Raw genomic sequence first — 25861 nt, 5'->3', positions numbered from 1 at the left:
GCACTGCGCCCCTCGGGATACCTCACCGGCCCGGATCCACGCCGACCCCGGACTTGGGCTGCCCGGCGCCGACGTAACGCGCCGGTACCGGCACCCACTGGCGGAGGATCATCAACACGAAGCTCAGCAGCCCGCTGGTGAGCAGGCACCCGGCGAAGCGGAGCAGGGACACTCCCGCCGGCCATCCGAAACCAACGAGCACCAACGGTAACAAGAGGCAGGTGCCCAGCACGGGAGCCACATCGCTCCAGGGGCCCGCTCCGAAGTCCTCCGCCAATGCGTGCATCAGGCTGAAGATGCCGCACAGCCCCACTCCCGTCAGGATGCCCAGGCCTGCGCCGAACATGAGGCTCTCCGGCTGACGGTTGACCATGATGGGATGCAGGATGACGCCCAGGGATGCGAAGACCGCGGCCATGCCCAGCAGCACGGTGCCGAACCACTGCCCCGGAGCCTCCTTCCGCCGCAGGAAGAACGCCAGCAGGCCAGGAGACACGAGCAGCAGGCCGAGAACAGCTCCCATGGCCTTCTCGCGCTCGCCGCCCCAGGACAGCCGGGCATCGGCGAACTCCAGGCCGATGAGGCTCAGCACGACGAACAGGATCAGGCCCTCCAGCACGCCCCATCCCACCGACAGCAATTGCACCCGGGTGGGCTTGCGCCGGACATCCATCCGCTGCATCCACAGCACCCCGGATGCCGTCCCGCACATGGTCCCCACGGTGATGCCCGCCACGCTCCAGGTGCTCTCCAGGAGGGGCAGCGTGATGAGCACCGCGACACCTCCAGCCAACCCGCCCACCGTCGCGGAACCGGCAGCGGCCCCCACTCCGGTGAGCACACTCAGCCCCAACGCGCCCACGATCGCGAGGCAGTAGCTCATCACGAGCTGCTGCGACAGGACGTCCAACAGCCCCTCGGGGAAGAGCCCGGGGTAGAACAGGAGCGCGCCCGCCAGGGACATGTCGAACAGCAGCACCGTGACGAGCGGCCCCAGCAAGCACCGCAGCAGGAAGAGCACCAGCGGCGTCTCCTGGCACTGGGCCAGCGAGAGCTGGTACGCCCCGAAGCCCGGCGCCAAGCGTGGATCCACGGCGGACAGCTCGCGCTTCCAGGCCTCGGGGTCGCCGACGGCGGCCGAGAACAACTTGATGGCCCCATAGGCGAAGCTGCGCTGCCGCCAGTCCTGCGGCCCGGTCGCGCACCGCTGCCGCCAGAGCGAGAGGATGGTGGAAGCCGTGACGGCGAGCACCGTGCCCTCGGTCCGCGTCCGCTGCGTCACGAGGCCCATGACCTTGCCGCCTTGAAGCACGGGGCAGCCGATCAGCTCGAGAACATCCACGCCAGAGTCCGGGCTGGTGGTCACCTCGAGGGCATCTCCCTTGGGGGTGAGCCGGCCCAGCACCCGTTGCCCTTTGTATTCGGAGGACAAGAGCACGGTGCAGTTTGAGACGTCCGAGGGCGCATCCGCCAGCAGCGGCCACTCCGGCTCCACATCCCCCGAGGCATCCAGCACCTCGACCTTGAGGGCCGCGCTCCCAGCGCCCTCGCCATCCCCTGCCCCTTCCATCTCGGGTGCCAGCAGCGTCAGGTTTGAGTCGTCATCCGACTCCACGACGAGCACCTGCTTCGGTTGACCCGCGCCCTGGAGCACGACGCGGCGCATTTCTCCTGGCTGGGGCCCCAACAGGTGGGACGTGGCGGTCAGGTAGATGCATGAACCGACACGCCAGGCGCGAACCTCGCGCGGCTCCCTTCCCTGGGAGAGGACACGAAGACGAACGATCTCGGGTTGGTTCCCCATCGAGCAGCCCCCCGCTTCAGGACCCCTCCGGGAGCCACTGCGCGCGGTGATGGCTCAGGGTAGCACACGGCCCTCACACTCGAAGAGTGGCCCGGCTCCTACTCGGGGTTTGGCTTGTCTGGAGGGGGGTCAAGCTCCTCCGGCGCGCGCGCCCGAAGGAACTTCCATCCCTTTGACAGATGGTGCGCGGTGAACCCCTGGCCCGCGATGCTGACAAGCTCGCCATCCGTGGCTTTTCCACTGGCGAGCCATTCATCTGCTTCTGCTCTCGTTGCGAACGTTTGAGAAACAATGATGGGTTTGCCCGTAACGAACTCTCGGAAATAGGTGCGGTACTCCTCCAGCTTCTGGATGTCGCGGACATAGAGCAATGCGACTGCGGCGATCCGGAGGGCCTCGTCTTCCGAAGAGTCCTTCTGATACTTGTCGCTGATGGTGCCAAGCGTCTTCATCACCGCTTCAACATCGAAATCCCAATTATAGGCCATTGGCGCACCGGACTAGAGGGCAAGAGGAGCCAGAATCAGCGCACCAGAACCACCTGTTGTAATGACAAAGGCAACACCGGCGACGATGACGACCGTTCCAAGTGCCACTTCGGCCTTGTGATTCCTGATCCAATCAATCGCAGCATCGACGCGCGAGAACTTCAGTTCTCGTGCCTTCTTCTCGTTGGCCTCTTCGCATTCCATATACACCTTGAGGCATTTACTGGTGCAATGCCTACGGAGCCATCCGTCCTGCTTCGTCTGCGGGTATGGTAAAGGCTCGGTATTCCAGCAATCGTCGTAACACTCATTATGCTCTGCATCGCAGTTACGGAAGCCAGAGCCGCCAGTTCCGAGGGAGGCACCCACTCCCTCCGCGTCTTCGGAGATGACGTGGATTCGAGATTCCGGCCGTTGCGAGTGGGCGCATCCCATGCTGGCCGCCACGACGGCAACGGCCAGAGCGGTCCATTTCAGCCCATTCCGCTTCATGCACTACCTCCTTGGAGTGTGTGCCAAGCCGCCTTCCGGACCGACTCTGTCACATTCACCCATCCGCCGCTGTTGGCCCCCCAGGCCGTCAGTCAGGAGCCCAACAGCGGGGTTGGCCATGCCGGCATCACAGGCTGTGCCGACCGAGATACTGCGGCACTCAGCTCCACTTCAGGTACAGGCTGCCCACCCGGTACACCGTGTTGGGCATGTAGCCGATGGCCAGTTCCTCGGCCGGTACGGGCTCCCACTTCCCGGTGCGTTGCACCTTGCGCTCCAGTCCCCCCGCGGTGACGAAACGCGTGGAGCCCCCCGGCCCCGCCTCCAGGACGAGCACCGCCGCACGCGGTGAGCGCACGAAGTCCCCCCCCGCGTTCAGGCACATCCGCGCATTCCGGTAGAAGCCCCGGGTGCCCCCAGGCGTCTCACGCAACGTGAGGGCCGAGGCGCGCTTGAGCCCCATCTCGGAGCCCGCCACGTAGACACTGGCCGCCGGATCGAAGTCATGCGGCCGCACGAAGCCCGCGATGAGCCAGCCCAAGCCAAGCATTCCCGCCGCGAACGCGAGCCAGGGCCACCAGCAGCGCAGAAAGCCCGTCTCGTCCACCTTCACGACCGTCGGGACCGTCACCGCCGAGGCGGCATAATGCGGATGCGTCGCGGAGAAGTGCACCCCGAGCCCCTCCGGAGCCATCTGGCCGCAGCATCCCTCCGCGACAAAGCAGACCTCGTACTGGAGCGGCTGTCCCTTGCGCCCATTGCCCAGGTCCGCCTCCGAGCCCGCCACGGGACCACAGCTCAACACGCCCTCCGTGATGGTTCCCTGCGCGGTGCAGGTGATGGGCACCCGGTCCGCGTTCGTTGAACGGGACAGGTCCACGATGGCGCACCGGCGCGTCTCGCCGCGCTCGCCCCGCCACTGGCCGAGATCGATGGACGCCGGATCCGGCACCAGCGCGAAGTCGAGGAAGCCCTCCACCTGCACCGTCCGGCGCGCGCGCTGCTCCATCCACGCATTGCGGAACGTCACCTGCACGGGCGTGGGCGCGCCATCCCGTGACAACTGCGAAGGCGTCCAGTCCGCCACGAAGCGCCCTCCCCCTTCGTGACGCAGTGGCACCTCCTGGCCCTCGACCGTGGCCACGGCCGCGAAGCCGTCCGCCTGGAAGAAGGACTCGTCATCGAAGGTCTTCCCCCGGAAGAGCATCCGCGCATCCAGCCGCACCGGCTCCCCCACCCGGGCCGTCGCCGGCACCGCCAGCGAGGCCTCCAGGTCGTAACGGAGGATGAGGCCGTAATCGATGTCACCCGAGCCCTTCGGCAGCGACAGCGTCCAGCGGCTCGGCTGGTCCGGGGAGTTGGGCGCGCGGAACACCTGGTAGTGCCGATGCGGCGGCTGGCACAGCTTCGGCGCGCCTCCGTAACGGATGCCAGGCGGACAGCCGTTGTCCCCCGAGGCCTGCACTGGAGCGTTGCCCTGGGGACCCTCCAGCTTCGCCGTGTACGCGGGCCCAGGCGAGGCCGACGCCGTGGCCACCAGCACCTCCACCACGTACTTGCCCACCGCGAACGTCTTCGATTCGCCGGGCGACAGCGAGCCCGTCTCCGGCCTCGAGCCGAGCACCCGGGCATAGCCTCGCGTGAAGGCGTCAATCACCTCGCGAGGCTTCTGGACGAAGACCAGATCCCGCGGATCGCGCACCAACGGCCGGAGGAATTGCTCGCCCGTCTGGCGGATTTCCTCACTGCCGAAGAGCCCGATGACCAGCGTCTCGAAATCCGCTCCCTCGGAGACCCCCAGTGCCCGGGGACCCTCGGAGGGGTCCCTCAGATCCTGCGGGGCTCCGTCCGTGAAGAAGAGGAACAGCCGGTGCGGCAGCGTCGAGCTCCGCAGCCGATTCCCCGCCTCCTCCAGCGGGCGCTTGTAGAAGGTGCCCTGTGAATAGGGCAGCGCACGGATGGCGTCCGCGTCCTGGGCCGGACGAGGCGGGTCCCGCTCGCTGTCACCGAAGGCCAGCACCTCCATGTGGTCGGCCGAGCCTCGCGCCAGGCCCTCGACGATGAGCGTCCCGAGCACCGCGGCGCGCTCGGGATCATTGGGCGGATACCGGCGGCCCTGGTCATCCCGGGACTCCATGCCCATGGAGCAGGAGTTGTCGAGGATGAGGACGATCTCGTTGCCCCCGCCCGCCGCACCGGTGAGGAGCAGGGGCAGGACGAGTTGCGCGAGCATCATCTAGAGCTCCACCTTGAAGTACGTGCCCCCGGCCCGGTACAGCACCGAGGGAGAAGGAACATGCCCCCGCGCCAGGTCCGTCACCGGCTCCCACTGGAGCGTGCGGCGGTCCTGCTGCTCCAGGGGTCCCAGGCCCGTCAGCACCACCCCGGCTCCCCGGGTGGCACGCAGGACGATGACCGCGTTCCGGGTCCGGCCATTCACCTCGCCGTCCCCGTGCAGGCCCAGCCGGGCGTCGCGGTAGAAGCCGGGGCTGCTGCCAGGACAGTCCTGCAGGAGGATGGCGGCCGACTGGCGCATGCCTCGCTCGCTCCCGGCCACGCGGATGGACGCTCCGGGCGGGAAGCGCGCGGGCTGGGTGAAACCAGCAATCACCAGCCCGAAGCCGAGCAGCGCCAGCGTGGGCCACACCCACGCGCCATGGCAGCCCAGGAAGCCCCGGCCCTCCACCTTCCAACGCAGGCGCACCGTCTTCTCCTGCGCCTTGAACTCGGGAGTCCGCGGCACCACGCGCAGCACGGCCGAGTCCGGTGACACCTCCCCGGCGCAGCGCGGCACCTCCAGGCAGATGTCGAGCCACCGGTTCTTGGGATCCAACGCCTCGATGCCCAGCGAGGGCGCCAGTCCATGCGTATCCGCCTGCCCCTGCACGTTGAGCAAGCGGAGCACCGGGCGCGACTGGCAACCCTCGAGCCCCTCGGCGCGCAGCTCCCAGCTGTGTTCCTCCGCCCCCCGCGAGCCGCTGAAGTCGAGCTTCTGGCAGGCCGCCGCCACGGAGGCGCCCGCGGTCACGGTGCCGAAGTCCAGCTCCGCTGGCAGCTTCACCTCGAGCTGGGGACGCACCCGCACCTCGTGCGTGGGCATGGTCACGGGCCCCTTCGGCGTCTGGAACTCGATGGACCAGCTCGCGGCTCCGGGCTCGGCGTAGGTGGCGGAGAATTCGTACCGGTCATCCGCTCTCGGAGGCCCGCGGTAGCGCTCCTCTCCCGTATCCACCACGCGGGCCTCTACCTTGGGGTCCGCGAGCAGCGCATCCACCTGCTGACGGCTCGTCCCCGGCTCCGGGCGGATGAGCCGCACCGTGCCCTTGCAGGCAAGCCCGACGTAGCAGGTACGCGGCAGCTCCGAGGTGTCGAAGCCGAGCCCCAGGTCACTCACCGTGGCGGAGACCTCGCCCGCCGGGCACACCACGCGCTCGCCCGTGCGCCCACCCGCGCTGAACCGCACCTCGCGCGGCTTGGGGGACGCGGGCGGTGTCCATGAAGCCGAGAGCGCACCGTCCGCGCGCAGCACCCGCGGCTTCTCTCCGTCCACCTGGACGGTGAACTCCAGCGAGAGGCCCGCGGGCGGCGAGGTCACCGGCACCTGTCCCGCCGCATCGAAGAGCCGGGCGCTCAGCGCGATGGCCTGTCCCGACACGAGCGCCTCGTGCGCCGTGGGCTGCACCACGCGCGCCCGGAAGCCGCAGACCTCCACCTTCAGGCTCTGGGCCTCGGAGGCCGCCGCGCGGAGCTTCTCGTTCCGTCCGAGGGACGGCAGCTTGGGGATGAACTCGATGCGAACGGAGTCGGAGGCGGGGAGCGAGAATCCGGCCGACACGGTGCCATCCGGCGCCACGGTCCCCTCGTGCTCGGAGGCCTTGCCGCTCGCGTCGGTGACGCGGAAGGTTCCGCCGGCGAGGGGGCGTGGCGCACCGCGCTCGTCGCGGACGGCGCCCACCACCGTCACCTTGTCCCCGGCGGTGTAGGGGCCAGGGGAGATGCGCTCCACCCGGGCCTCGAGCTGCATCGGTGGAGGCGGTGCACCGGGAGTGACGTGCTCGCCGTTGATGACGTGCTCCACCACGTTGCCAGCGCCGTGCTTCTCCCCGTAGAGCCGCGCGCACTCGTACGGATCCGCACGCCGCCAGGTGCCACGGTTGCGCCGGAGGAACTTCGTCTCGCAGGTGGAGTCCTCCTCGTCGTAACAGACGAAGCACTCCTGACCGTTGGTGACCCAGTTGTGGTAGTGCCAGTCCTCGTGCATCCGGCGCACGTCCGGCATGTCGCACGCGGCCAGCACCTTGGGCGGAGTCCCCTCGTACCCTCCGACACAGTAGGTCTCCCCGGCCTGCGCTCCGGCTGGCACGGCCCACAGGAGCGGCACGAGGACGAACAGCGCCGCGAACGCGCGCAGCATCACTTTCCTCCGGATTCCGTGACCTGGGGACTCCCAGGAGGGGCCGCTCCCGGGGTGGTGTGAGGCGTCCCCATTCCCTCGGGAGGTCCGGATTGGGCGACACCCGCGTCCTGCTCCGTTCCACCATCCACCTCCACCATGGGGGAGGTGCCCTGAACGGGCGCTGGCGGCGGCGGTGCCGAGGGTGTCGACGGCGTGTTGCCGGCCCCCAGCCCCAGGGCGATGCCCACGCCCATGGTCAGGATGCCCGTCGCGAGCAGCCACCACAGGGGAACACGGCGCCCGGCGTTCCCCGATGGCACGACTTCGGCCGGAGCCGCGGGCATCACCGGAGCCGCGGGCTCCCGCCTCCGAGGCGCGGACACCGGTGCGGCCGGTTCCACTGGCGCGGCCTGCACCGTGGGCTCGGGGGCCGGCACGGGCGCGAGCATCGGCAAGCCATCCGGGAGCGTCTCGCGCCGGGCCTCCTGGGGAGCCTTCACCCTGAGCGGCACCTCGGGCTGTCCCGCCACGAGCAGGATGACCGTGATGTTGTCGGCCCCCCCGCGCTCGTTGGCCGTCTGGATGAGCCGCGTCACCGCGTCCTGGTAGTCCCGCCCCTCGATGAGCGGGTACAGCTCGTGGTCCTCGATGAAGTCGTACAGCCCGTCGCTGCACAGCAGCACCACGTCGCCCGAGCGCAGCTCCAGCGGCTCCGTCCACACCTCGGGCTTGAAGCTCTTCTGCACGCCCGGGCTGCCCCCCAGCGCCTGCACGAGCACGTGCGAGTCGGGGTGGTTCCGCGCCTCGTCGGCCGTGAGGATGCCGTGGGCGACCATCTGCGCCACACGCGTGTGGTCCCGCGTCCGGTCGATCAGCCCACCGTTGCGGAACTGGTAGAGGCGGCTGTCGCCCACCCAGCCCACGTAGCAACGCGAGCTCATCACCCAGGCGATGACGCCCGTGGTGCCCATGCCCGGCGCGCCCCGGGTGCCAGCGGCCTCGAGCACCGCCTGGTTGGCCGCGACGAACGCCTCGTAGAGGGCGCGAGGCGGATTGTCGGACGCGCTGGCGGAGAGCACCTCGACGAGGCGATCGCTGGCCACCTGGCTGGCCACCTCACCGGCCTCGTGACCGCCCATGCCGTCACAGACGACGAGCAGCCGGGAGCCGTCCGGCTGGACGCCGATGCGGTAGGAGTCCTCGTTCTGCGAGCGCTGGCGCCCGACGTCGGAACTCCCGTGGATGTAGAGCGGGAGGCTCATTCGTCATCTCCCCTCGCGGGTGAGTAGAGGGTCCTCGCCTTCGGCCGAGGGGCCTCGGCGGACGGCGGGGTGGTAGCGGGCACCGAGGGAGGTGCCGCGGCGATGGGCACCTGCGAGGCAGGCTCGGCGGGCTGGAGCCCGGGCTGCACCAGGGTGAGCTCCAGGTGCTGCGACAGGCGGATGATCTGGCCGGGCCGCACCTGGACGCGCTCGCCCGGATTCAGGCGGCGCCCGTCCACGAAGGTGCCATTGGTGGAGTGCTCGTCCTTCACGAAGACGTTGCCCGCCTTGAAGAGCTGCACCGTCACGTGGTGACCGCTGAGCTGGGGCAGGTTGACGGCGAGGTCCATCTCGCCCTGCCGGGCCCCGATGGTGAACGTGGACTTGTGCACCCGGTAGAACGGCTCCAGCCCCGGAGGCCCCTTGCTCACCACCAGCCGCGTCTCCGGCAACGTGGCGAAAGGGTCCTTCCACGCCGCGGGGGCAGCCGGAGAAGGCTCGGGCTGCGCGGGCGGAGGCTCGGCGGCGGGAGGCGGAGCCGCGGGCTGCGCGGCCACGGGAGGCACGGGCTTCTCCGCCGGAGTGGCGGCCTGCTCGGAACGGCGCCGGGCCAGCAACACGATGAGCGCGATCAGCAGCAGCAGGCCCAGGGCGATGAGGAGCGCGATCAGCCACCAGGGCAATCCGCCCGGAGCCGCACCAGCACCCGGAGCCCCCGGCTGACCGCCCGACATCCCAGGAGCACCCGGACCTCCGCCGGGCTGCTGCGTGCCACCGGGAGTTCCCAGGGAACCACCGGGCTGCGTCACCGTCCCCGGGCTGCCGGTCGCCGTGCCCGGCTGCGTCGGGGAACCCGTGCCCGGCGTGGCTCCTGGCGGATTCGCGGACCCGGACGTGCCGGGCTGGGCCGAGGTGCCGGACTGCGCCTGCGAGGGGCCCATGACGACGGTGCCCGGACAGGCGGCGGTGGCGGGGCCCTCGGCCCTCTGGCGGAAGCCCATCGGCTCGCTCCAGGCAGTGGGGGTCTGGCCCACGAGCGCCTCGACGGAGAGCCGGTCCGAGGTCTGCCCGGGCTTCACGCCACAGAAGGCCACGTCCAGCCAGTAGAGGTGCTCCAGCGCCCCCACCAGCCCCGTGACGGCCTGCCGGGCATCGACGTCTCCCACCTGGATGTAACGGCCGCCGGAGCCCTCGGCGAGCTGGGACATCTCGTCGAGCCGCTGCGCGATGCCCTTGCCCGCGCTCCGCGCACTGAAGACGACCACGTGGATGCGCACGCCCCGCTCGCGCGCATCGCGGGCGAGGTCCTTCACCTTGAGCGCGGGCGACTCCTCGCCGGCATCGGTGAAGACGATGACCTCGCGCGAACCGCCTCGGGACAGCGGCTGCTTGCGCGCGGCCTCGCGCACCGCCTCCTGGATGTAGAACTTGAGCCGGGTGACGGGCTGGTCCGTGCCCCGCGCCTCGACCCGCGTCAGACACGCCCGGAGCCCGGCGGCGGTGGTCTCCTCGCAGTGGGTGGACTTGCTCTTCCCGAACGTCATCGCCGCCACGGTGTGGTTGCGCGACCGGGCGCCGAGCTCGTCCGCATACGCCTCCGCGAGGTCGAAGGCCTGGGGCCAGTACGTGGCGAAGGACTTGGACTGATCGAAGGCCAGGACGGTGTAGCTGCGCTCCCGGGGGGAATCGGCCATGCGATCCACGGCCTTCACCTGAGCGCCGGCTTGATCCACCGCGACGCGGAAGCGGTCCGGCGAGGCCCCCGAGGACCGGAGCTCCTTCTGGAGGGCGGGGTCGGTGACCTCGACCTGGAGCCGCATCCGCCCGTTGGACGCGGGAGGAGCAGCGAGCACGGTGAGCCCGTTGTCGGCGGCAACCGCGGGTGCGCCCACGAGGAGCGCGGCGAGCAGGCCCGCGAGCATGATGACGGTGCGATGCATGGACATCCCCCCTCGCCCGCTCACTGGGAGCGGCGGGACAGCAGCTGCTCGGGGACGATGACGAGCACGAGGGTCGTCCCGCCCAGGGTGATCACCGATTGGTTCTGCAGGACGATCTGCTCCCCGTGGACGACGGCGCCATTGACGACGGAGCCGTTGCTGGAGACGTCGATGAACGAGGCATCCTCGGCGCGGATGAAGAGGAAGGCGTGCTGGCCGCTCACGCGCCCGTCGTCGAGCACCACGTCGCAGTCGGCGTTGCGGCCGAGCACGTTGCGCCCCGCGCGCAGCGGGTGGACGCGTCCGGGGTCGGTGGGTCCGCGGTACTCGAAGAGGGCGCCCCGCACGAGCCCCGTGGCGGCCGGGGTCTCACTGCCCCCCATGTCCACGATGGTGCGGGCCTTGGGACGCGGAGCGGCGGCGGCCGGGGCGGGAGCAGGCGAGGGAGGAGGCGGCGGCATGGCGGCGGGAGCCGAAGCCGGGACCGTCGCGGACAGCCGGGTGGGAGGAAGGGACGCGGCGGCGAAGGGATCGCGCGGGTCGAAGGTGGGCCGGGGCGGAGGCGGATTGGCGAAGAAGTCCGCGCCCCGGGGAGCGGGCGGAGGCGGAGGCGCCGACGGATCCGGCTCGAAGACGGTGTGGCGTTTCTGATGCGGGTTGGCCGGCTGGGGCGGCTGCGGCGCGGGAGCGCTCACGGGGCCCGGAGCGGGCCGGGGAGGCGCCAGGTCCATACCGCACATATCGCAGTAGGCGGCACCGGCATCATTCTCGTTCTGGCAGGAAGGACAGCGCATGAGGGGCGGTCACGACTCTAGGGCACGCCCCGGAGGAAACTCCAGCCGGACGAGCCCCCACACCCCCACGAACGAGGTGGAGGGCGATTGCGGACCCCGGAGTCTCATGCGCCCCCCTCGCCTCACCGCCCCCGCGCGGCCTTCCGGGCCGGTTCCTCGGCGGCGAACACCGACTTGAGCACCCGGCCCGTGGCGGTCTTCAGCCGCGCCACTTCCTGCGGCGTCCCCACCGCCACGATCGTCCCTCCGTCCTCGCCACCTTCGGGCCCCAGTTCCACCACGTGGTCCGCCGAGGCGATGACACTCGGGTGGTGCTCGATGACCACCAGCGTGTCCCCCCGGTCCACCAGCCGGCGCAGGAAGGAGATCAGCTTCGACACGTCTCCCAGGTGCAGGCCCGTGGTGGGCTCGTCGAGCACGTACAGCGTCGGCTCGTGGCGCATGGACGCCGTGAGCTCCGCGGCCAGCTTCAGCCGCTGCGCCTCGCCACCGGACAGTGTGTTCGAGCCCTGGCCGAGCTGCAGGTACCCCACGCCCAGGTCCGACAGGCAGGACAGCGGCGCGGACACCTTGGGCAGCGCGTGGAAGACGTCCTTGGCCTCGTCCGCCGACAGGCGCAACACGTCGCCGATGGTCAGCCCGTGGTAGCGCACCTCCAGCGTGGCCGCGTCGAAGCGCGCTCCACCGCAGGCCTCGCATGGGGTGACGACGTCCGGGAGGAAGGACATCTCGTGGGAGATGGCCCCCTGCCCTTCACACGCCGTGCACCGGCCACCGGACGCGCTGTTGAACGAGAACCTCGTGGGCGTGAAGCCCCGCAGCTTGGCCTCGGGGGTGGCGGCGAACGCCCGGCGCAGCTCATCCCACAGCCCCAGGAAGGTGGCTGGCACCGAGCGCGGCGTGCGCCCGATGGGCGACTGGTCCACGGCCAGTACGCGGCGGATGGCCTCCACGCCCGTGAGCGACTTGAAGGGCCCCGGGCGCGTCGTCACCAGCCCGAGCTTCTCGCGCAGGGCCGGGTACAGCACCTGCCGCACGAGGGTGCTCTTCCCCGAGCCCGACACGCCCGACACCACCGTGAGCCGGCCCACGGGGATGCGCAGGTCCACGCCCTTCAGGTTGTTGGCGCGAGCCCCCTTCAGCTCCACCCACTTCTCGGGAGCGCCCCGGACCGTGCCCGCCACCACCGCGGGCTCGCGGAGCGCGCGGGCCGTGGGAGCGCCCTCCGTCTGCAGCACCTTCTCGGGCGGGCCCTCGGCGAGGATGCGCCCGCCGCCCCGGCCACCGGTGGGCCCCAGTTCCACGAGGTGGTCCGCCGCGCGGATGGTGTCCGTGTCGTGCTCCACCACCAGCACGGTGGAGCCGGTGTCCACCAACGCGCGCAGGTTGGACAGCAGCCGGTGCGTGTCACGCGGGTGCAGGCCGATGGTGGGCTCGTCCAGCACATACATGGCACCGGTGAGGCCCGCGCCGAGCTGCGCGGACAGCCGAAGCCGCTGCATCTCTCCACCCGAGAGCGTGGCCGCGTTCCGGTCCAGCGACAGGTAGCCCAACCCCACCCGGTCGAGGAACTCCATGCGCCGCAGCAGCTCCTGGCGGGACGGCTCGCCGAGCAGCGCCCGGTCCCCCTTGAACTTCCACCCGCGCACCTGCTCCAGCGCGGCGGTGACGGACTGCTGCACCACCTCGTGGTAGCGATTCCCCTCCAGCTTCACGGCGCGCGGCACCGGCTCCAGGCGCGAGCCCTCGCAGGTGCCGCACGGCTCCGAGCGGCCCTCGGCCAGCGCCTCCGCGCCTCCCTCCACGCCCGTCCCCTCGCAGGCCTCGCACCGGCCCTGCTTGGTATTGAAGGAGAACCAGCGCGGATCCATCTCCGGCACGGAGAAGCCGCAGACGGGGCAGGTGCGCTCGCTGGACAGGAGCGTCTCCTTGTTCCCGCTGGAGCGGACCTTCAGGGCGCCCTTGCCCCAGGTGAGGGCCTTGTCGAACACCTCTCGCGGCAGCTTCGCCAGCTTGCCCTGGTACATGACGAGATCGATGTCGTGCTCGCGTGACTTCACGAGCTGGGGCGGCTGATCCGTGGAGACCACCTTGCCATCGGCGATGGCCGTCTCGATGCCCGCGCGGGCGGCGGCGGTGAAGACATCCAGGTAGGTGCCCTTGCGCGCGCGCACGGCGGGGGCGAGCACGGTGCCGTCCCCCTTCATGGCGGTGAGCTGTGCATAGAGGGCCTCGGCCGTGGTGGCGGCGATGGGCTCGCCGTCGCGCGGGCAGTGGGGCTGGCCCAGCTTGGCGAAGAGGAGGCGCAGGTAGTGGGCCACCTCGGTGACGGTGGCCACCGTACTCGTGGCGCCCGCGCGCGAGGTGCGCTGCTCCAGTGCCACCGAGGGGGGAATGCCGCTGATGCGCTCCACGTCCGGGCGAGGCATGGTGGGGAGGAACTGGCGCGCGTACGGCGTCAGCGTCTCCAGGAAGCGCCGCTGCCCTTCCGCGAACACCACGTCGAAGACGAGCGAGCTCTTCCCCGAGCCGCTCGGCCCCGTCACCACCGTCATCTTCCCCAGCGGAATCCGGCAGGACACCTCCTGCAGGTTGTGCTCGCGTGCGTGCTCCACCTCGATGGCGGGAGCCGCCTCCGCCGCGCCCTTGCCTCGCTTGCCCGGCACCACCGGCTCGGCCAGCTCCCCACGCAGTGCCGCCGCGGTGAGCCCCTTGCTCCGCGCGAGCTGCTCCGGCGTGCCCTCGGCCACCAGGAGCCCGCCGTTGCGGCCACCACCCGGGCCCAGGTCGATGATCCAATCCGCGCCGCGCATGACCACGAGGTCATGGTCCACCACGACGACGCTCGCGCCGCGGTCCACCAACTCGTGCAGCGCGGCGAGCACCTGGCGTACGTCCGCGTCGTGCAGGCCGGCGCTCGGCTCGTCGATGAGGAAGAGCGAGCCCTTCGCCTCGCTGGCCAGGGCGCGCGCCAGCTTGAGCCGCTGGGCCTCCCCGCCGGACAGGGTGGACAGGGGCTGACCAAGGGGCAGGTACCCCAGGCCCAGCCGGGACACCGGCCCCAGGGCGCGCACCAGGGGCTTGTCGTCGGAGAAGCGCGCGAGCACCTCGTCCACGGTCAGCTCCAGCACGTCCGCCACGGAGAGGCCGTGGTGCCGGATGGCCAGCACCTCCTCCTTGAAGCGGCGGCCCCGGCACACCGGGCACAGCAGGGACACGTCCGCGAGGAACTGCATCTCCACCGTCTCGTAGCCCTCGCCCGAGCAGGCCTCGCAGCGCCCCTTGTCCACGTTGAAGGAGAAGTGCGCCGAGGTCAGCCCACGAACCTCGGCCTCGGGCTCGGAGGCGAAACGCTCGCGCAGCCGGTCCCACGCCTTGGTGTACGTGGCCGCGTTGCCGCGCGAGGTGCGCCCCAACGGCGACTGGTCCACGAAGGTGACGCGCTCCACCGCCTCCAGCCCGTCCACACCGTCCGCCTCGCCCGGCACCTCCACGTCCTTCTCGCCCAGGGCGCGCCCCAGGTGGCGGTACAGCACCTCGTCCATCAGGGTGCTCTTGCCCGAGCCACTCGGCCCGGTGATGGCGCACAGCACGCCCAGCGGCACGCTCACGGACACGCCCTGGAGGTTGTGGGCCCGGGCGTTGCGCACCACCAGCTCACCCGTCCGCTCGCGCGGCTCACGCTTCACCTCACCGGTGCCCGCCAGCAGCCGGCCGGTGGGCAGGTCCGCGCGCTTCGCCAGCGCCTGCGGCGTCCCGTCGAAGCACAGCTTCCCGCCGTGCTTCCCGGCCCCGGGCCCCAGCTCCAGCACACGGTGCGCGGAGCGGACCACGAGTGGATCATGCTCGATGACGAGCGCGATGTTGCCCCGCGTGGCCAGCTCGGCCATGGCGCCGGTGAGCGGCCCCACGTCGGCGGGGTGCAGGCCCACGGTGGGCTCGTCCAGCACGAAGAGCGCTCCCGTCAGCGAGGTCCCCAGCGCCGCGGTGAGGGACACGCGCTGCGCCTCGCCGCCGGACAACGTGCGCGCGGGCCGGTCCAACGTGAGGTAGCCCAGGCCCACCCGCTCCAGGTAGCCGAGGCGCCCGGCCAGCTCGCGGCGCACCAGCTCGCCCTGGCCGGTATGGGTGCGCAGGGCCTCCAGCCGCGCGCGGGCATCGGACAGCTCCAGCCCATGCCACGCGGCCAGATCCAACCCGCCCACGCGCCAGGCCCGCGCGGACTCGTTGAGGCGCGCGCCCTGACAGCTCTCGCACAGCGAATAGGCGCGGTAGCGCGAGAGCAGCACGCGCACGTGCATCTTGTACGTGCGGCTCTCCATCCAGCGGAACCACGCGCGCACGCCCGGATAGGCCCGGCCGCCGTCGTAGTCGCCCTCCCCTTCCAGCACCCGCTCGCGCTGCGCCGGGGTGAGCCGCTCCCACGGCACGTCCAGCGGAATGCCGTGCTCACGCGCGTAGCGGAACAGCATCTTCCGCTCCCACTCGGACGTCTTGCCCGACCAGGGACGGATGGCGCCCTTCTCCAGGCTCAGCGACGGGTTGGGCACCACCTTGGCCCAGTCGATGCCGATGGTGCGGCCGAAGCCCCGGCACGTGGGGCAGGCCCCGGTGGGCGACTGGTAGCTGAAGAGGCCGGGCCGGGCCTGCTCGAACTCGCGCGAGCACTTGGGGCACACCAGACCACGGCGGATGCGCCGGGCTCCCGAGGGCGTGAAGGCCACCGCCTCGCCGTTCCCCATGGACCATGCCGACTCCAGCGCCGCCGTCACCCGGCTCAACTGCCCCTGGGACAACTTCAACCGGTCCACCACCACATGGGCCACACCGGCCGAGTCCGTGGCCTCGGCGGGCCGCAGCGACTCCAACTCGCGCACCTCGCCCTGCACCACCAGCCGGTGGAAGCCGTCCTTCAGCAGCCGGGCGCGCACGTCGAGGAACTCGGCGGTGTCCGCGATCCGCAGGGGGAAGGCCAACACGGCCAGGGCGTCGGGCTCGGCGGCGAGCACCGCGGTGGCGGCCACGCGCGCATCGGTGCGCACCGCCTCCACCCCACAAGTGGGGCACACCGGCATGGCCTCACGGGTGAAGAGGGCGGACAGGTAGGCCTCCACGTCCGCCAGGGTGGCCACGGTGGAGCGCGAGCTCTTCACCGGCGCGCGGCGATCCACGGCCACGCCCGCGGCCACGGGCTCCAGGGTGTCCATCGGGGGCCGCTCCAGCCGCTCGAGGAACTGGCGGGCATACGGGCTGAAGCTCTCGACGAAGCGGCGCTGGCCCTCGGCGTAGAGGGTGTCCAACGCCAGACTGGACTTGCCGGAGCCAGACACGCCCGTGAGGCACACCAGCTCGCCTTCCGCGAGGTCCACCGAGAGGGACTGGAGATTGTGGGTGCGAGCGCCAACGAGGTGCGTCTTATGCATGAGAGGCGCTGATTTAACGGCGGAAGTCGGGCTCGCCAACGGAATCCGTGACGTGGGACAGTCCCTTCCATTCCAACCCCGATGTGCATGGTGCCGATCTAGTTTGCTAATCCCCCACACCCTCGAGGCCTGCCCATGAGCAGCAGAGTGAACCTGCTCGCACCCAAGGTGCGAATGAACCCCTATCCCCTCTATGCCGAGCTGCGCCAGAGCGCCCCGGTGAGCCAGGTGGATCCAGGCGGGCTCTGGGCCGTGTCTCGCTACGCGGACGTCATCACCGTGATGAAGAATCCGCAGCTCTTCTCCTCGGAGGGCATCCGGCGGACCTACCGCCCGCCGTGGATCTCCAACTACCCCATGGCGGACTCCATGCTCGTCATGGATCCGCCGCACCACACCCGGCTGCGCTCGCTCGTCAACCGCGCCTTCGGGGCCTCGGTGATGACCCGGCTCGAGCCCCGCATCCGGGAGCTCGCCCAACAGATCGCCACCGCGCTGCCATCGGGCCAGACGGTGGACTTCGTGGACGCCTTCTCCATCCGCGTGCCCATCGCCGTGCTGGGAGATCTGGTGGGCATTCCGCCCTCGCTCCATGCGCGGCTCAAGCAGTGGGCGGAGGTGATGACCCGGTTCACCAGCGTGGGCCCGGAAGACACCGCGCTGCAGGAGCGAATCCGCGCCGCGGTGACCGAGGCCCGCCAGCACTTCGAGCAGGTGGTGGAGGAGCGCCGCCGCGCGCCCCGCGAGGATCTGGTGAGCGACCTGTTGCGCGCGCGCGTGGACGGCGAGGCCCTGACACCGGTGGACCTGATGGGCTTCATGTTCCTGCTGCTCATCGGCGGCCTGGAGACGACCGTGCACCTGCTGAGCGGCTGCGCCCTGAAGCTCCAGGAGGACCCCGCGCTGATGGCGCGGCTGCGCGCGGAGCCGGAGCTCATCCCCTGCTTCATCGATGAAATGCTGCGCCACAGTGGCCCGGTGCATGGCGTGGTGCGGCTGGTCACCGACGAGGTGGAGCTCGGCGGCGCGCGCATCCCCCAGGGAGAGCGGCTGTTGCTGCTGATGGCCTCGGCCAACCGCGACGAGGCGCAGTTCCCGGATCCGGACCGCTTCGACCTCGAGCGCCCCGGTCCGCAGAACCTGCCCTTCGGGCATGGCGTCCACTTCTGCCTGGGCGCCCAGCTCGCGCGGATGGAGGCGCGGCTGGCGTTGGAGGCGCTGCTCGCCCGCTTCACCCGGCTGTCGCTCGGAGAGGAGCCGGCGCGGTGGAACGTCTCGCTGGTGATGCGGGGGCCCACGCTGCTGCCCCTCGCCGCGCATACGGACTGACGGCTAGCATGAGCGCCTCTCCTTCTCGCTGAAGAGGCAGCCCGATGAGCAGCCGAGTCAACCTGCTGGCCCCCGAGGTCCGCGCCAATCCCTACCCCGTCTACGCCGAGCTGCGCCGCAACGCGCCCGTGAGCCAGGTGGATCCGGGAGGCATGTGGGCCATCTCGCGTCACGATGACGTGCTGTTCGTCCTGAAGAATCCCCAGCTCTTCGCCTCCGAGGGCTTCCGCCAGGCCTACCGTCCGCCGTGGATCTCCAACTACCCGCTGGCGGACTCGGCGCTGGTGATGGATCCACCGCGCCACACCCGGTTGCGGGCCCTCATCAACCGCGCCTTCGGGGCCTCCGTCATCACCCGCCTCGAGCCCTTCGTCCAGCAGCTGGCGACGCGGCTCGTCGCGGCCATTCCCGAGGGCCGCACGGTGGACTTCGTGGAGCACTTCGCCACGCCCATGCCCATGGGCGTCATCGGCGAGCTGCTGGGCCTGTCTCCCGAGGTGCACCCGCGCCTCATGCACTGGGCGGAGCACCTGGCCCGCTTCACCAGCATCGGCCCCAACGACACCGAGAAGCAGGAGGCCATGCGCGCCACGGTGAACGAGGCGCGCGGCCACTTCGAGCAGGTGCTGGAGGAGCGCCGGCGCAACCCGGGCGACAACCTGGTGAGTGATCTGCTGCGGGCGCGCGTGGAGGGCGAGTCGCTCACGGACACGGAGCTGCTGGGCTTCATGTTCCTGCTGCTCATCGGCGGACTGGAGACGACGCTGCACCTGCTCAGCCACGCCGCCCACCGGCTCCACCTCCAGCCGGAGCTGATGACGCTGCTGCGCGAGCAACCCTTCCTCATCCCCCGCTTCATCGAGGAGGTACTGCGCCACGAGCCGCCCGTGCACGGGATGATCCGCCTGGCCTCCGAGGAGGTGGAGCTCGGCGGGACGCGCGTGCCCAGGGGCGCGCGGGTGCTCATCCTCATGGGCTCGGCCAACCGCGACGAGTCCCACTTCCCCAACCCGGACCACTTCAACCTGGACCGTCCCGGTCCGCAGAACCTGCCCTTCGGGCACGGCATCCACTTCTGCCTGGGCTCGCAGCTCGCGCGGCTGGAGGCCCGGCTGGCCGTGGAGGCGCTGCTCGCCCGCTTCTCCCGCCTCACCTCGGGAGACGCACCGGTGCAGTGGAATTCCTCGTTGATCGTCCGGGGCCCCGCGAAGCTTCCGCTCGTGGCCCACCGGGCCTGACGCCGGAGTGCGCCCGGCTGCCCTGCCTTCTTCGGGACACCTCCGGCGTGCCTGCCCGGTCTGGTGGGCGTGTCCATGCTGTACGGAAGGCAGGAGGCTCCCATGTCGACCCTCGATACCGAACTCTCCACCGCTCGAGCGGTCGCCGCCCGGGCGGCCCCCGCGCTCGCCATCATCGAGATGCCCGGCAGGCAGGGTGTCGGTTTCGTGGTCTCGTCCCAGGGCCAGCTCGTCACCAACCTGCATGTGGTGGCGGGCGCCGAGGAGATCCACGTCCTGCTCGCCGACGACCAGGTCCTCCAGGTGGAGCAGGTGCTCGCCCTGGACGAGAAGCGGGATCTCGCCGTGCTGCAGTTGCCCGTGCACGGACTGGAGGCGCTCCGGCTCGACGGCCAGGCCCACCCGGGCGAGGGAGACGCCCTCTTCATCCTGCTTCCCGCCGGTGGCGGCATGCTGGGGCTGATGGAGACACGCGTGCAGGCGGTGCAGGTGCTCGATGAGTCCCTCACCTTCCTCGAGCTCGAGGCGGCCCTACCGGAGGATGCCTCGGGCAGCCCGGTGCTGGACGCCTCGGGCGCGCTGGTGGGCGTGGCCACGTGCGCCTTCGCGGACGGGCGGCCCATCACCATCGTCATCCCGTCCCGCTACGTGGAGCCACTGCTGGAGCAGCAGGCCACGCTGCCGCTCTCCACGCTCGCCCTGGCCCGGCCCGTGGCCTCGCGTGAGCGCCGGGTGCCCACCCACCCGCTCTCGCTGCTGGAGGGCTGCGCCACGGACAGCGTCGAGGAGATCGCCCTCGCCATCATGCAGGCCATCCAGCTCGGGGCGCCCGCCTACAACCAGGGAGACCCCGAGTCCTGCTACCGCCTCTACGAGCGCACGGCCGAACGTCTCATCCTGGAGCGCCCGGATTGCCCCGGTGCCCAGGCCGCCCTGCGCGAGGGGCTCCTCCGGTGCACGCGGCTCGACGGCGCGGACGCGTGCGCCTGGGCCCTGCGCGATACCTTCGACGGGTTGCTCCACGTCATCGACCGCTGGCTCCAGGCCCAGGCCGCCTTCGCGCGCATGTCCGCCCCCCGGTCGTACCTCCAGTGAAGTGCTCCGCGACCCGGGGAGACGACCCCTTGGGGATTCCGTTCAATCCCCGACGCCATGGGTACTCCGCTGTCCCTGGGGGACCTGTGGGTAAATCCCCACCCACCGGGGTGTGGCCGACCCGTAGTAAGACGGGCGGTGGACGCAATCCACCTCGCCGAGGAGCACATGCGAGCCCTGCTCGTCCCATCCGGGAGCATCGATCTCTCGCCCGTGGAGCACCTGCTCCGCCAACTCGGCGTGACTCCGACGCGGGCCAGGGATGACGAGGCGGCCATCACGGCCTTCCACCTGTCCCCCTATCCCCTGGTGCTGGTGGGAATGGATGAAGCGGGAGACCGCATCGTGCTGGTGCGAGCGCTGCGGGCCTGCCCGCGGGGGACGCAGGCCTCGCTCGTGCTGGTGGCGCGCCCCGAGCAGGTGGAGAAGCTGCAGCCACTGTTGGAAGCCGGAGCGGATGACTTCCTGCTGCTGCCGTTGGACGAGGCCTCGGCGACGCTGCGGTTGCGGCTCGCCGAGCGCCGGTCCGCCGAGCGGCCACAACCGTTGCCGGACGACTTCGAGCTGGACGGGCTGTGCGCGGTGTTGCTGCGGGAGAGCCCGGTGCCCACCTGCATCACCACGCGCGAGGGCAGTGCCTTCGTGGAGGTGAACGATGCCTGCACGCGGCTGTTCGGCTACTCGCGCGAGGAGATGCTCTGGCGCACCGCGAAGGACCTGAACCTGTGGGAGACGCCCCTGGAGCCGGATCGCCTGAGCGCGCTCTTCCAGGAGCAGGGCGTGCTGCGCGGGGTGGAGTCGCGAGTGCGGTCCAAGGATGGGGAGATGCACCACGTGCTCATCTACTCGGGCATCGCCGAGTACGCGGGCACACCGCACGTGGTGACGATGTTCCCGGACCTGACCGAGCGCAAGCAGATGCAGGCACGGCTGCTGCTGTCGGACCGGATGGCCTCGGTGGGCACGCTGGCCGCCGGCGTGGCGCATGAAATCAACAACCCGCTGGCCTACGTCACGGCCAACCTGGGCTACGCGCACGAGGAGCTGGTGCGTCTGCTGGAGCGAGGAACCGCGGCGCCGCCGGACAGCGCTCCGGCCACCCATCCGCTGAAGGCGGTGTGCGTGGCGCTCGGGGAGGCGCTGGACGGCGCGGACCGGGTGCAGACCATCGTCGGAGATCTCAAGACGTTCTCGCGCGACACGCAGGAGCCGCTGCGGGCGGTGGACGTGAAGAAGGTGTTGGACCGCACGCTCAACCTGGCGTCCGGGGAGATCCGCCACCGGGCGAAGCTGGTGAAGGAGTACGGGGAGGACGTGCCGCTGGTGCGCGGCAATGACTCGCGCCTGGGGCAGGTGTTCCTCAACCTGCTGGTCAACGCCGCGCAGGCCATCCCGTCCGACGGGGATGCGGACCACCATGAGATTCGGGTCAGGACGCACCTGGTGTCCCCCGGGAAGGTGTCGGTGGAGGTATCGGACACCGGAGCGGGCATCGCGCCGGAGCTGATGGGCCGCATCTTCGATCCCTTCTTCACCACGAAGCCGCCGGGGGTGGGGACGGGGCTGGGCCTGTCCATCTGCCACAACCTCATCCACGCCATGGGTGGGGAGATGCACGTGCGGAGCGACCTGGGGCGGGGCACCACCTTCCAGGTGTTGCTGCCCTCGGCCACCACGGCGATGGAGCAGGCCGGGCCGGAGCCGAGGCCTGGCGTGAGCAGTGCCGGAGGGCCGAGGGGACGGGTGCTGGTGATCGACGACGAGCCGATGCTGTGCACGGCGGTGGAGCGGATTCTGAGGCCGCACCATGACGTGGTGTATACGACGCTGGCGGCCGAGGTGCTGCCGCGGCTGGAAGCAGGCGAGCATTTCGATCTCATCCTGTGCGATCTGATGATGCCGAAGATGAACGGGATGGACTTCCACGCGGCGTTGCAGCGGCTGAGGCCGGAGCTGACGGGGCGGGTCATCTTCCTGACGGGCGGGGCCTTCACGGCGCAGGCGAAGACGTTCCTGGAGCGGGTGCCCAATCGCCGGGTGGAGAAGCCCTTCAACGCGCGGGCCCTGCTGGCGGTGGCGCGCGAGGTGATCGCCACCGTCAGTTGAAGCAAACGGGTGTCACCGACAATGCGCGCTGACTCGTCAAGAGCGAAGGAGACGGGGCTGCTGCTTGTCCTGGCCCTCCTGTCCAACGCCTGTGTATCGATGACGCCACCGCCTGGCCCGGGGCGGAGCCTGCGCTACACGCTGCAAGGCACCACCGGGCCCATCATGGCCGGAGGGACGGGCGAGCAGTCGCCGCTCGCCCTCGACTCCCAGCCGCCCTCCCCTCCTGCGCCCGAGGCACCGGAGCGACTGCGCCGTCGCCGCGACTCCCAGGAGGCGGTGACGAGGGCCGGCCCAGGCGGCGTCGACGCGGCTGTGTGGCAGAGCGCCCTCGCTGCCCACCTGGCTTTTCGCAAGGGCGTGGGCGAGGTGTCCGAGTCCACCCGCCGCATCTCTCGCGAGCTCTCCAGGCTCAAGGCCAGCGACCTGGGCATCGCTGGCGCGGGCAACGGCCTCTTCGTCCGCTACGTCCACCATGGCGAAGCCCGGTTGCGGTGGATTGACGCCGAGCTCGCCGCCGCCACGCAGCTCGCCGCCGAGACGTCGGAGGTAGAGGACCCGGACATGCAGCTCGCCCTGCTGCGCCTCGCGGGCCCACGGCTGGAGGCCGCCATGATGGGCTCCCTGTTGCTGGCCGTGTGGTTTGACTTCCTCAACCTCACCGACGCCGCGCTCTCCCGGCGCCTCCTCGGCGTGGAGACGCTGTACGTGAAGCTGGAGCGCTGGCAGAAGATGATGGAGCCCTCCATGTTGGCGCTCGCTTCATTGGAGCCGGAGCAGGTGGAGTCAGCGGCGGAGGACATGCCCGCCCTGGTAGGCCACCTCACCGAAGAGTTCTCCGCACTCCTCGATGCCATACACAAGGGGGCCAGAGTCCTCGAAACGGCGCTGGTGCTGAAAGAGTCCCTGGAGGCGCTCACCACACTGTCGGCGCTGAAGTTCACGTTGCCGGCGCTGCGCGCGGCGACTCCCGCCGTGCTCGGCGTGGGTCTCATGGTGGGCCCCAACGGGGTGATGATGGGGACGCGGCTGGTGGTGTCCGCCGAGTGGGTGGAGATGATGCGCCAGTTGGTGCGCGCGGGCGTCCTCTCCATGCCCGCTGTCAGTGCCGCGGTACGGATTCAGGCTGGCCACGTGATGATGGCACAGGGCCACGACGACCTCCCGAGAGGCGTGCGCGACGCGCTGGGCGATGCGCCCGAGGTGCGGGCCATGCGCGTGACGGGCAAAACGGGCGCCGGCATGGCCGAGCCCCCACGTCACCACGTCATGCCGAAGGAGTTCCGCGAGTGGTTCGAGACACGCGGCTTCACGGGCAAGATGAGCATCGAGCGGTTCTGTGTCACGCTCCAGCAGGCCCACCATCAGGCGATTCACGGTGGTGGAAACTGGAAGCTGGGACGCAAGTGGCCCGGTGAATGGAACCGGATGCTCATGAAGGTTCTATACGAGACTGAGACCAAGGCTGGCCGGATGTTGACGCGAAACACGGTCCTGGAGATCGTAGCGGAGCAAATGAAGGAGTACGACATCCCGATGAACTTCGTCCGCTGTCGAGGGAAATGAGCGATGACCGACGGACGTGCTTGGGAGGGCAACATCAAGGCGCGCCTGTACGAGCGGGTCCGCGAGCGAGGTTACGACTCGCTCACCGCCTTCGCCGAGGCGCGCCCCACCGCTTCGCTGCTGGCGCTGGCAGACGAGCTTGGCCCGGATGACATCGCGGCAGTGCAGGTGTTCAGCGGGTTGGTGGCCGAGGCGGAGCGAAGCCACAAAGTCACGCGTCTGGTGCGCGGGCAACTCGTGCGCGAACTGTCTCTGCGTCTCCCCAACGGCTGGCCGGCCGTGCTGGACGACGAAAACCGCCTCAAGGTTGCAGTGGCGCTCGCTCGATGGAGTGCCTACACTCCAGAAACTCATGAGGAGCGCGCAAAGAAGATCGGCGATGCGCTCCTCGCCACGCCGCCGCCTCCTGGATGGCTCCCGCGCGGGCCCGATGACGAGCTGCTGCTGACGCTCCTGCCCGACGAAGAGGCCTGATGATGCTTGCCTCAACCCCACACCACTCGTAGTCGACTACGAGCGATGTATGCCCCAATCCCACACCACTCGTAGTCAACTACGAGTGGTGTACCGCTCGCTGACCCTACTCAGACGCGCGAGTCACCCTCGAGCGGCTCCTGCCCGGAGACGAGCAGGGCGGTGCGCTGGAGGCGCTCGGTGCTCAGCCGCGAGAGCGCCTCGCGCACACCGGGCTGCACGAGGATGTGCTTCTCGAAGGACTCCCGGTCCAGCCGCAGCAGCGTGCAAGACGAGTCCGTGCGCACGGTGGCGGTCGCCGGCAGGCCCAGCATCATGGACAGCTCGCCGAACACGTCGCCCTCGCGCAGCATCGGGTACTGGCTGTCCTTCCCACCCGGGTGACGGTGCGTCACCCGGCAGCGCCCCCGGAGGAGCAGATACAGGGCCTCACCCCGCTGGCCCTGGTTGAGCAGCGTCCTGCCCGCCGGCTGCGTCTCCAACTGGAAGGCCTGCGCCGCGGCTTCGCGCTGCTTGGGCGTGAGGGTGGCGAAGAGCTTGTTGCCGCGCAGCACGTTGGCCAACAGCCGCTCCTGGTGGAAGGAGCGCAGCACCCGCCCCACCGAGGCGTCCCCCTGGACGAGCCGCGCCACCATCGCCCGCGTCAGCTCCAGCACCACGGTCCGCTCGGCGGCCACCACGCTCGCCAGCCGCGGGCTCTTGGACAAGAGCGCCATCTCCCCGAAGAAGTCCCCCTCGCCCATGGAGGCCACCTTGCGCCGCTGGCCCCCTTCCAACTGCCGCACCACGTCCACCCGCCCCTCCACGATGGCGAACATGGAAGTGCCCGGCTGCCCCTCCATGACGATGGACGCCCCCGCCTCGAAGGTCTTCAGCTCCAACCCCTCCAGCAGCGCCACGAAGGACTCCTGGCCCAGCTGAGAGAAGATCGGAATGCGCGGCAGCGCCGCCAGCGCTTCGGGTGGGACCGCCTTGGACGGCTCGGGCGTCACCGCCACCGGCGCGGTGTGAATCACCCGCGCCGGCTGCTCCATGCGCCGCGCGTAGAGCTCCGCCAGCATCCGCTGCGTCTGGCCATGCCGCGGGTCGATCTGCAGGATGACCTTGCACAGCGCGATGGCCCGCAGCAGCCAGCCCTGCTTCGCCCAGCCACTGGCCACCGACTCGTAGATCTCGATGGCCTCCCGCCTGCGGCCCAGCCGCTGCAACACCTCCGCCACCTTCTGGCGGCTGGCCAGGTCCTCCGGAGCCTCCCCCGTCACGAGCTGGTACTCGGCGAGCGCCTCCTCCAGCTTCCCCTCCGCGAAGAGTTGAGCGGCCCTGTCCTTGTGCTCCCGAAGATTCTCAGCCATGGCGTGACTCCCTGATGAACTCCCGCGGTGCCTTCCCCGCCCGCGAACATCTCCCTTGTCTCACGGCCCCCCGAGCCCGGAAGTGACGCAGCCAACACCCCG

Annotated in this window: 16 protein-coding genes; 6 read left to right on the top strand and 10 right to left on the bottom strand. The window is 70.3% G+C overall.

Features of this window, described 5'->3' with window-relative positions; translation table 11 throughout:
• Nucleotides 1-22 precede the first annotated feature (22 nt).
• The 9 genes from Q664_RS33485 to uvrA all read right to left on the bottom strand — a co-directional run bounded on the left by Q664_RS33485 (nucleotide 23) and on the right by uvrA (nucleotide 16599).
• On the bottom strand, nucleotides 23-1666 hold the full coding sequence (locus tag Q664_RS33485; RefSeq protein WP_043404922.1) for a hypothetical protein: 1644 nt from the start codon (nucleotides 1664-1666) through the stop codon (nucleotides 23-25).
• Between the two features lie 236 nt (nucleotides 1667-1902).
• The gene (locus Q664_RS33480) at nucleotides 1903-2292 is read right to left on the bottom strand and encodes a hypothetical protein (RefSeq protein WP_043404920.1); all 390 of its coding nucleotides are present in this window, start codon (nucleotides 2290-2292) and stop codon (nucleotides 1903-1905) included.
• 12 nt (nucleotides 2293-2304) lie between these two features.
• Nucleotides 2305-2784 carry a hypothetical protein gene (locus Q664_RS58215; protein ID WP_152622485.1) on the bottom strand — a complete coding sequence of 160 codons (480 nt, stop codon included), beginning with the start codon at nucleotides 2782-2784 and terminating at the stop codon, nucleotides 2305-2307.
• A 160-nt stretch (nucleotides 2785-2944) separates the two neighbouring features.
• On the bottom strand, nucleotides 2945-5020 hold the full coding sequence (locus tag Q664_RS33475) for a vWA domain-containing protein (RefSeq protein WP_043404917.1): 2076 nt from the start codon (nucleotides 5018-5020) through the stop codon (nucleotides 2945-2947).
• Nucleotides 5021-7198: a hypothetical protein gene (locus tag Q664_RS33470; protein ID WP_043404914.1), complete on the bottom strand. Its 2178-nt coding sequence runs from the start codon at nucleotides 7196-7198 to the stop codon at nucleotides 5021-5023.
• Nucleotides 7198-8442 (bottom strand): protein phosphatase 2C domain-containing protein, encoded by a 1245-nt coding sequence (locus Q664_RS53020; RefSeq protein ID WP_052518990.1) that lies wholly within the window; start codon nucleotides 8440-8442, stop codon nucleotides 7198-7200. The genes Q664_RS33470 and Q664_RS53020 overlap by 1 nt, the downstream gene beginning before the upstream one ends.
• Nucleotides 8439-10382 carry an FHA domain-containing protein gene (locus tag Q664_RS62345; RefSeq protein WP_152622484.1) on the bottom strand — a complete coding sequence of 648 codons (1944 nt, stop codon included), beginning with the start codon at nucleotides 10380-10382 and terminating at the stop codon, nucleotides 8439-8441. The genes Q664_RS53020 and Q664_RS62345 overlap by 4 nt, the downstream gene beginning before the upstream one ends.
• 20 nt (nucleotides 10383-10402) lie before the next feature.
• A complete protein-coding gene (locus tag Q664_RS33455) occupies nucleotides 10403-11113 on the bottom strand; it encodes an FHA domain-containing protein (protein WP_043404908.1) in 711 nt (236 codons plus the stop codon).
• 185 nt (nucleotides 11114-11298) lie between these two features.
• A complete protein-coding gene (uvrA, locus tag Q664_RS33450; protein ID WP_043404905.1) occupies nucleotides 11299-16599 on the bottom strand; it encodes an excinuclease ABC subunit UvrA in 5301 nt (1766 codons plus the stop codon).
• Between the two features lie 135 nt (nucleotides 16600-16734).
• On the opposite strand from uvrA, the gene Q664_RS33445 reads away from it, so the two are divergent.
• From Q664_RS33445 to Q664_RS33420, 6 genes are all read left to right on the top strand, one after another.
• A complete protein-coding gene (locus Q664_RS33445) occupies nucleotides 16735-17928 on the top strand; it encodes a cytochrome P450 (RefSeq protein ID WP_043404902.1) in 1194 nt (397 codons plus the stop codon).
• 44 nt (nucleotides 17929-17972) lie between these two features.
• Nucleotides 17973-19166 (top strand): cytochrome P450, encoded by a 1194-nt coding sequence (locus tag Q664_RS33440; protein ID WP_043404898.1) that lies wholly within the window; start codon nucleotides 17973-17975, stop codon nucleotides 19164-19166.
• Between the two features lie 102 nt (nucleotides 19167-19268).
• Nucleotides 19269-20261, top strand: a complete 993-nt coding sequence (locus Q664_RS33435) for a S1 family peptidase (RefSeq protein WP_043404895.1) — start codon at nucleotides 19269-19271, stop codon at nucleotides 20259-20261.
• Nucleotides 20262-20399: 138 nt separating this feature from the next.
• The gene (locus tag Q664_RS33430) at nucleotides 20400-22367 is read left to right on the top strand and encodes an ATP-binding protein (protein WP_235216972.1); all 1968 of its coding nucleotides are present in this window, start codon (nucleotides 20400-20402) and stop codon (nucleotides 22365-22367) included.
• Between the two features lie 21 nt (nucleotides 22368-22388).
• Nucleotides 22389-23933: a DUF2380 domain-containing protein gene (locus Q664_RS33425; RefSeq protein WP_075207580.1), complete on the top strand. Its 1545-nt coding sequence runs from the start codon at nucleotides 22389-22391 to the stop codon at nucleotides 23931-23933.
• Nucleotides 23934-23936: 3 nt separating this feature from the next.
• Nucleotides 23937-24407 (top strand): hypothetical protein, encoded by a 471-nt coding sequence (locus Q664_RS33420; RefSeq protein WP_043404890.1) that lies wholly within the window; start codon nucleotides 23937-23939, stop codon nucleotides 24405-24407.
• 110 nt (nucleotides 24408-24517) lie between these two features.
• Here Q664_RS33420 and Q664_RS33415 read toward each other — a convergent pair whose 3' ends face one another.
• A complete protein-coding gene (locus Q664_RS33415) occupies nucleotides 24518-25759 on the bottom strand; it encodes a cyclic nucleotide-binding domain-containing protein (protein WP_043404887.1) in 1242 nt (413 codons plus the stop codon).
• Nucleotides 25760-25861: the final 102 nt, after the last annotated feature.

The sequence above is a fragment of the Archangium violaceum Cb vi76 genome (genome assembly GCF_000733295.1).
Classification (GTDB): Bacteria; Myxococcota; Myxococcia; order Myxococcales; family Myxococcaceae; genus Archangium; species Archangium violaceum.
The sequence above is the reverse complement of the archived record's forward strand: the minus strand, read 5'-3'. Positions and strand labels throughout refer to the sequence as shown.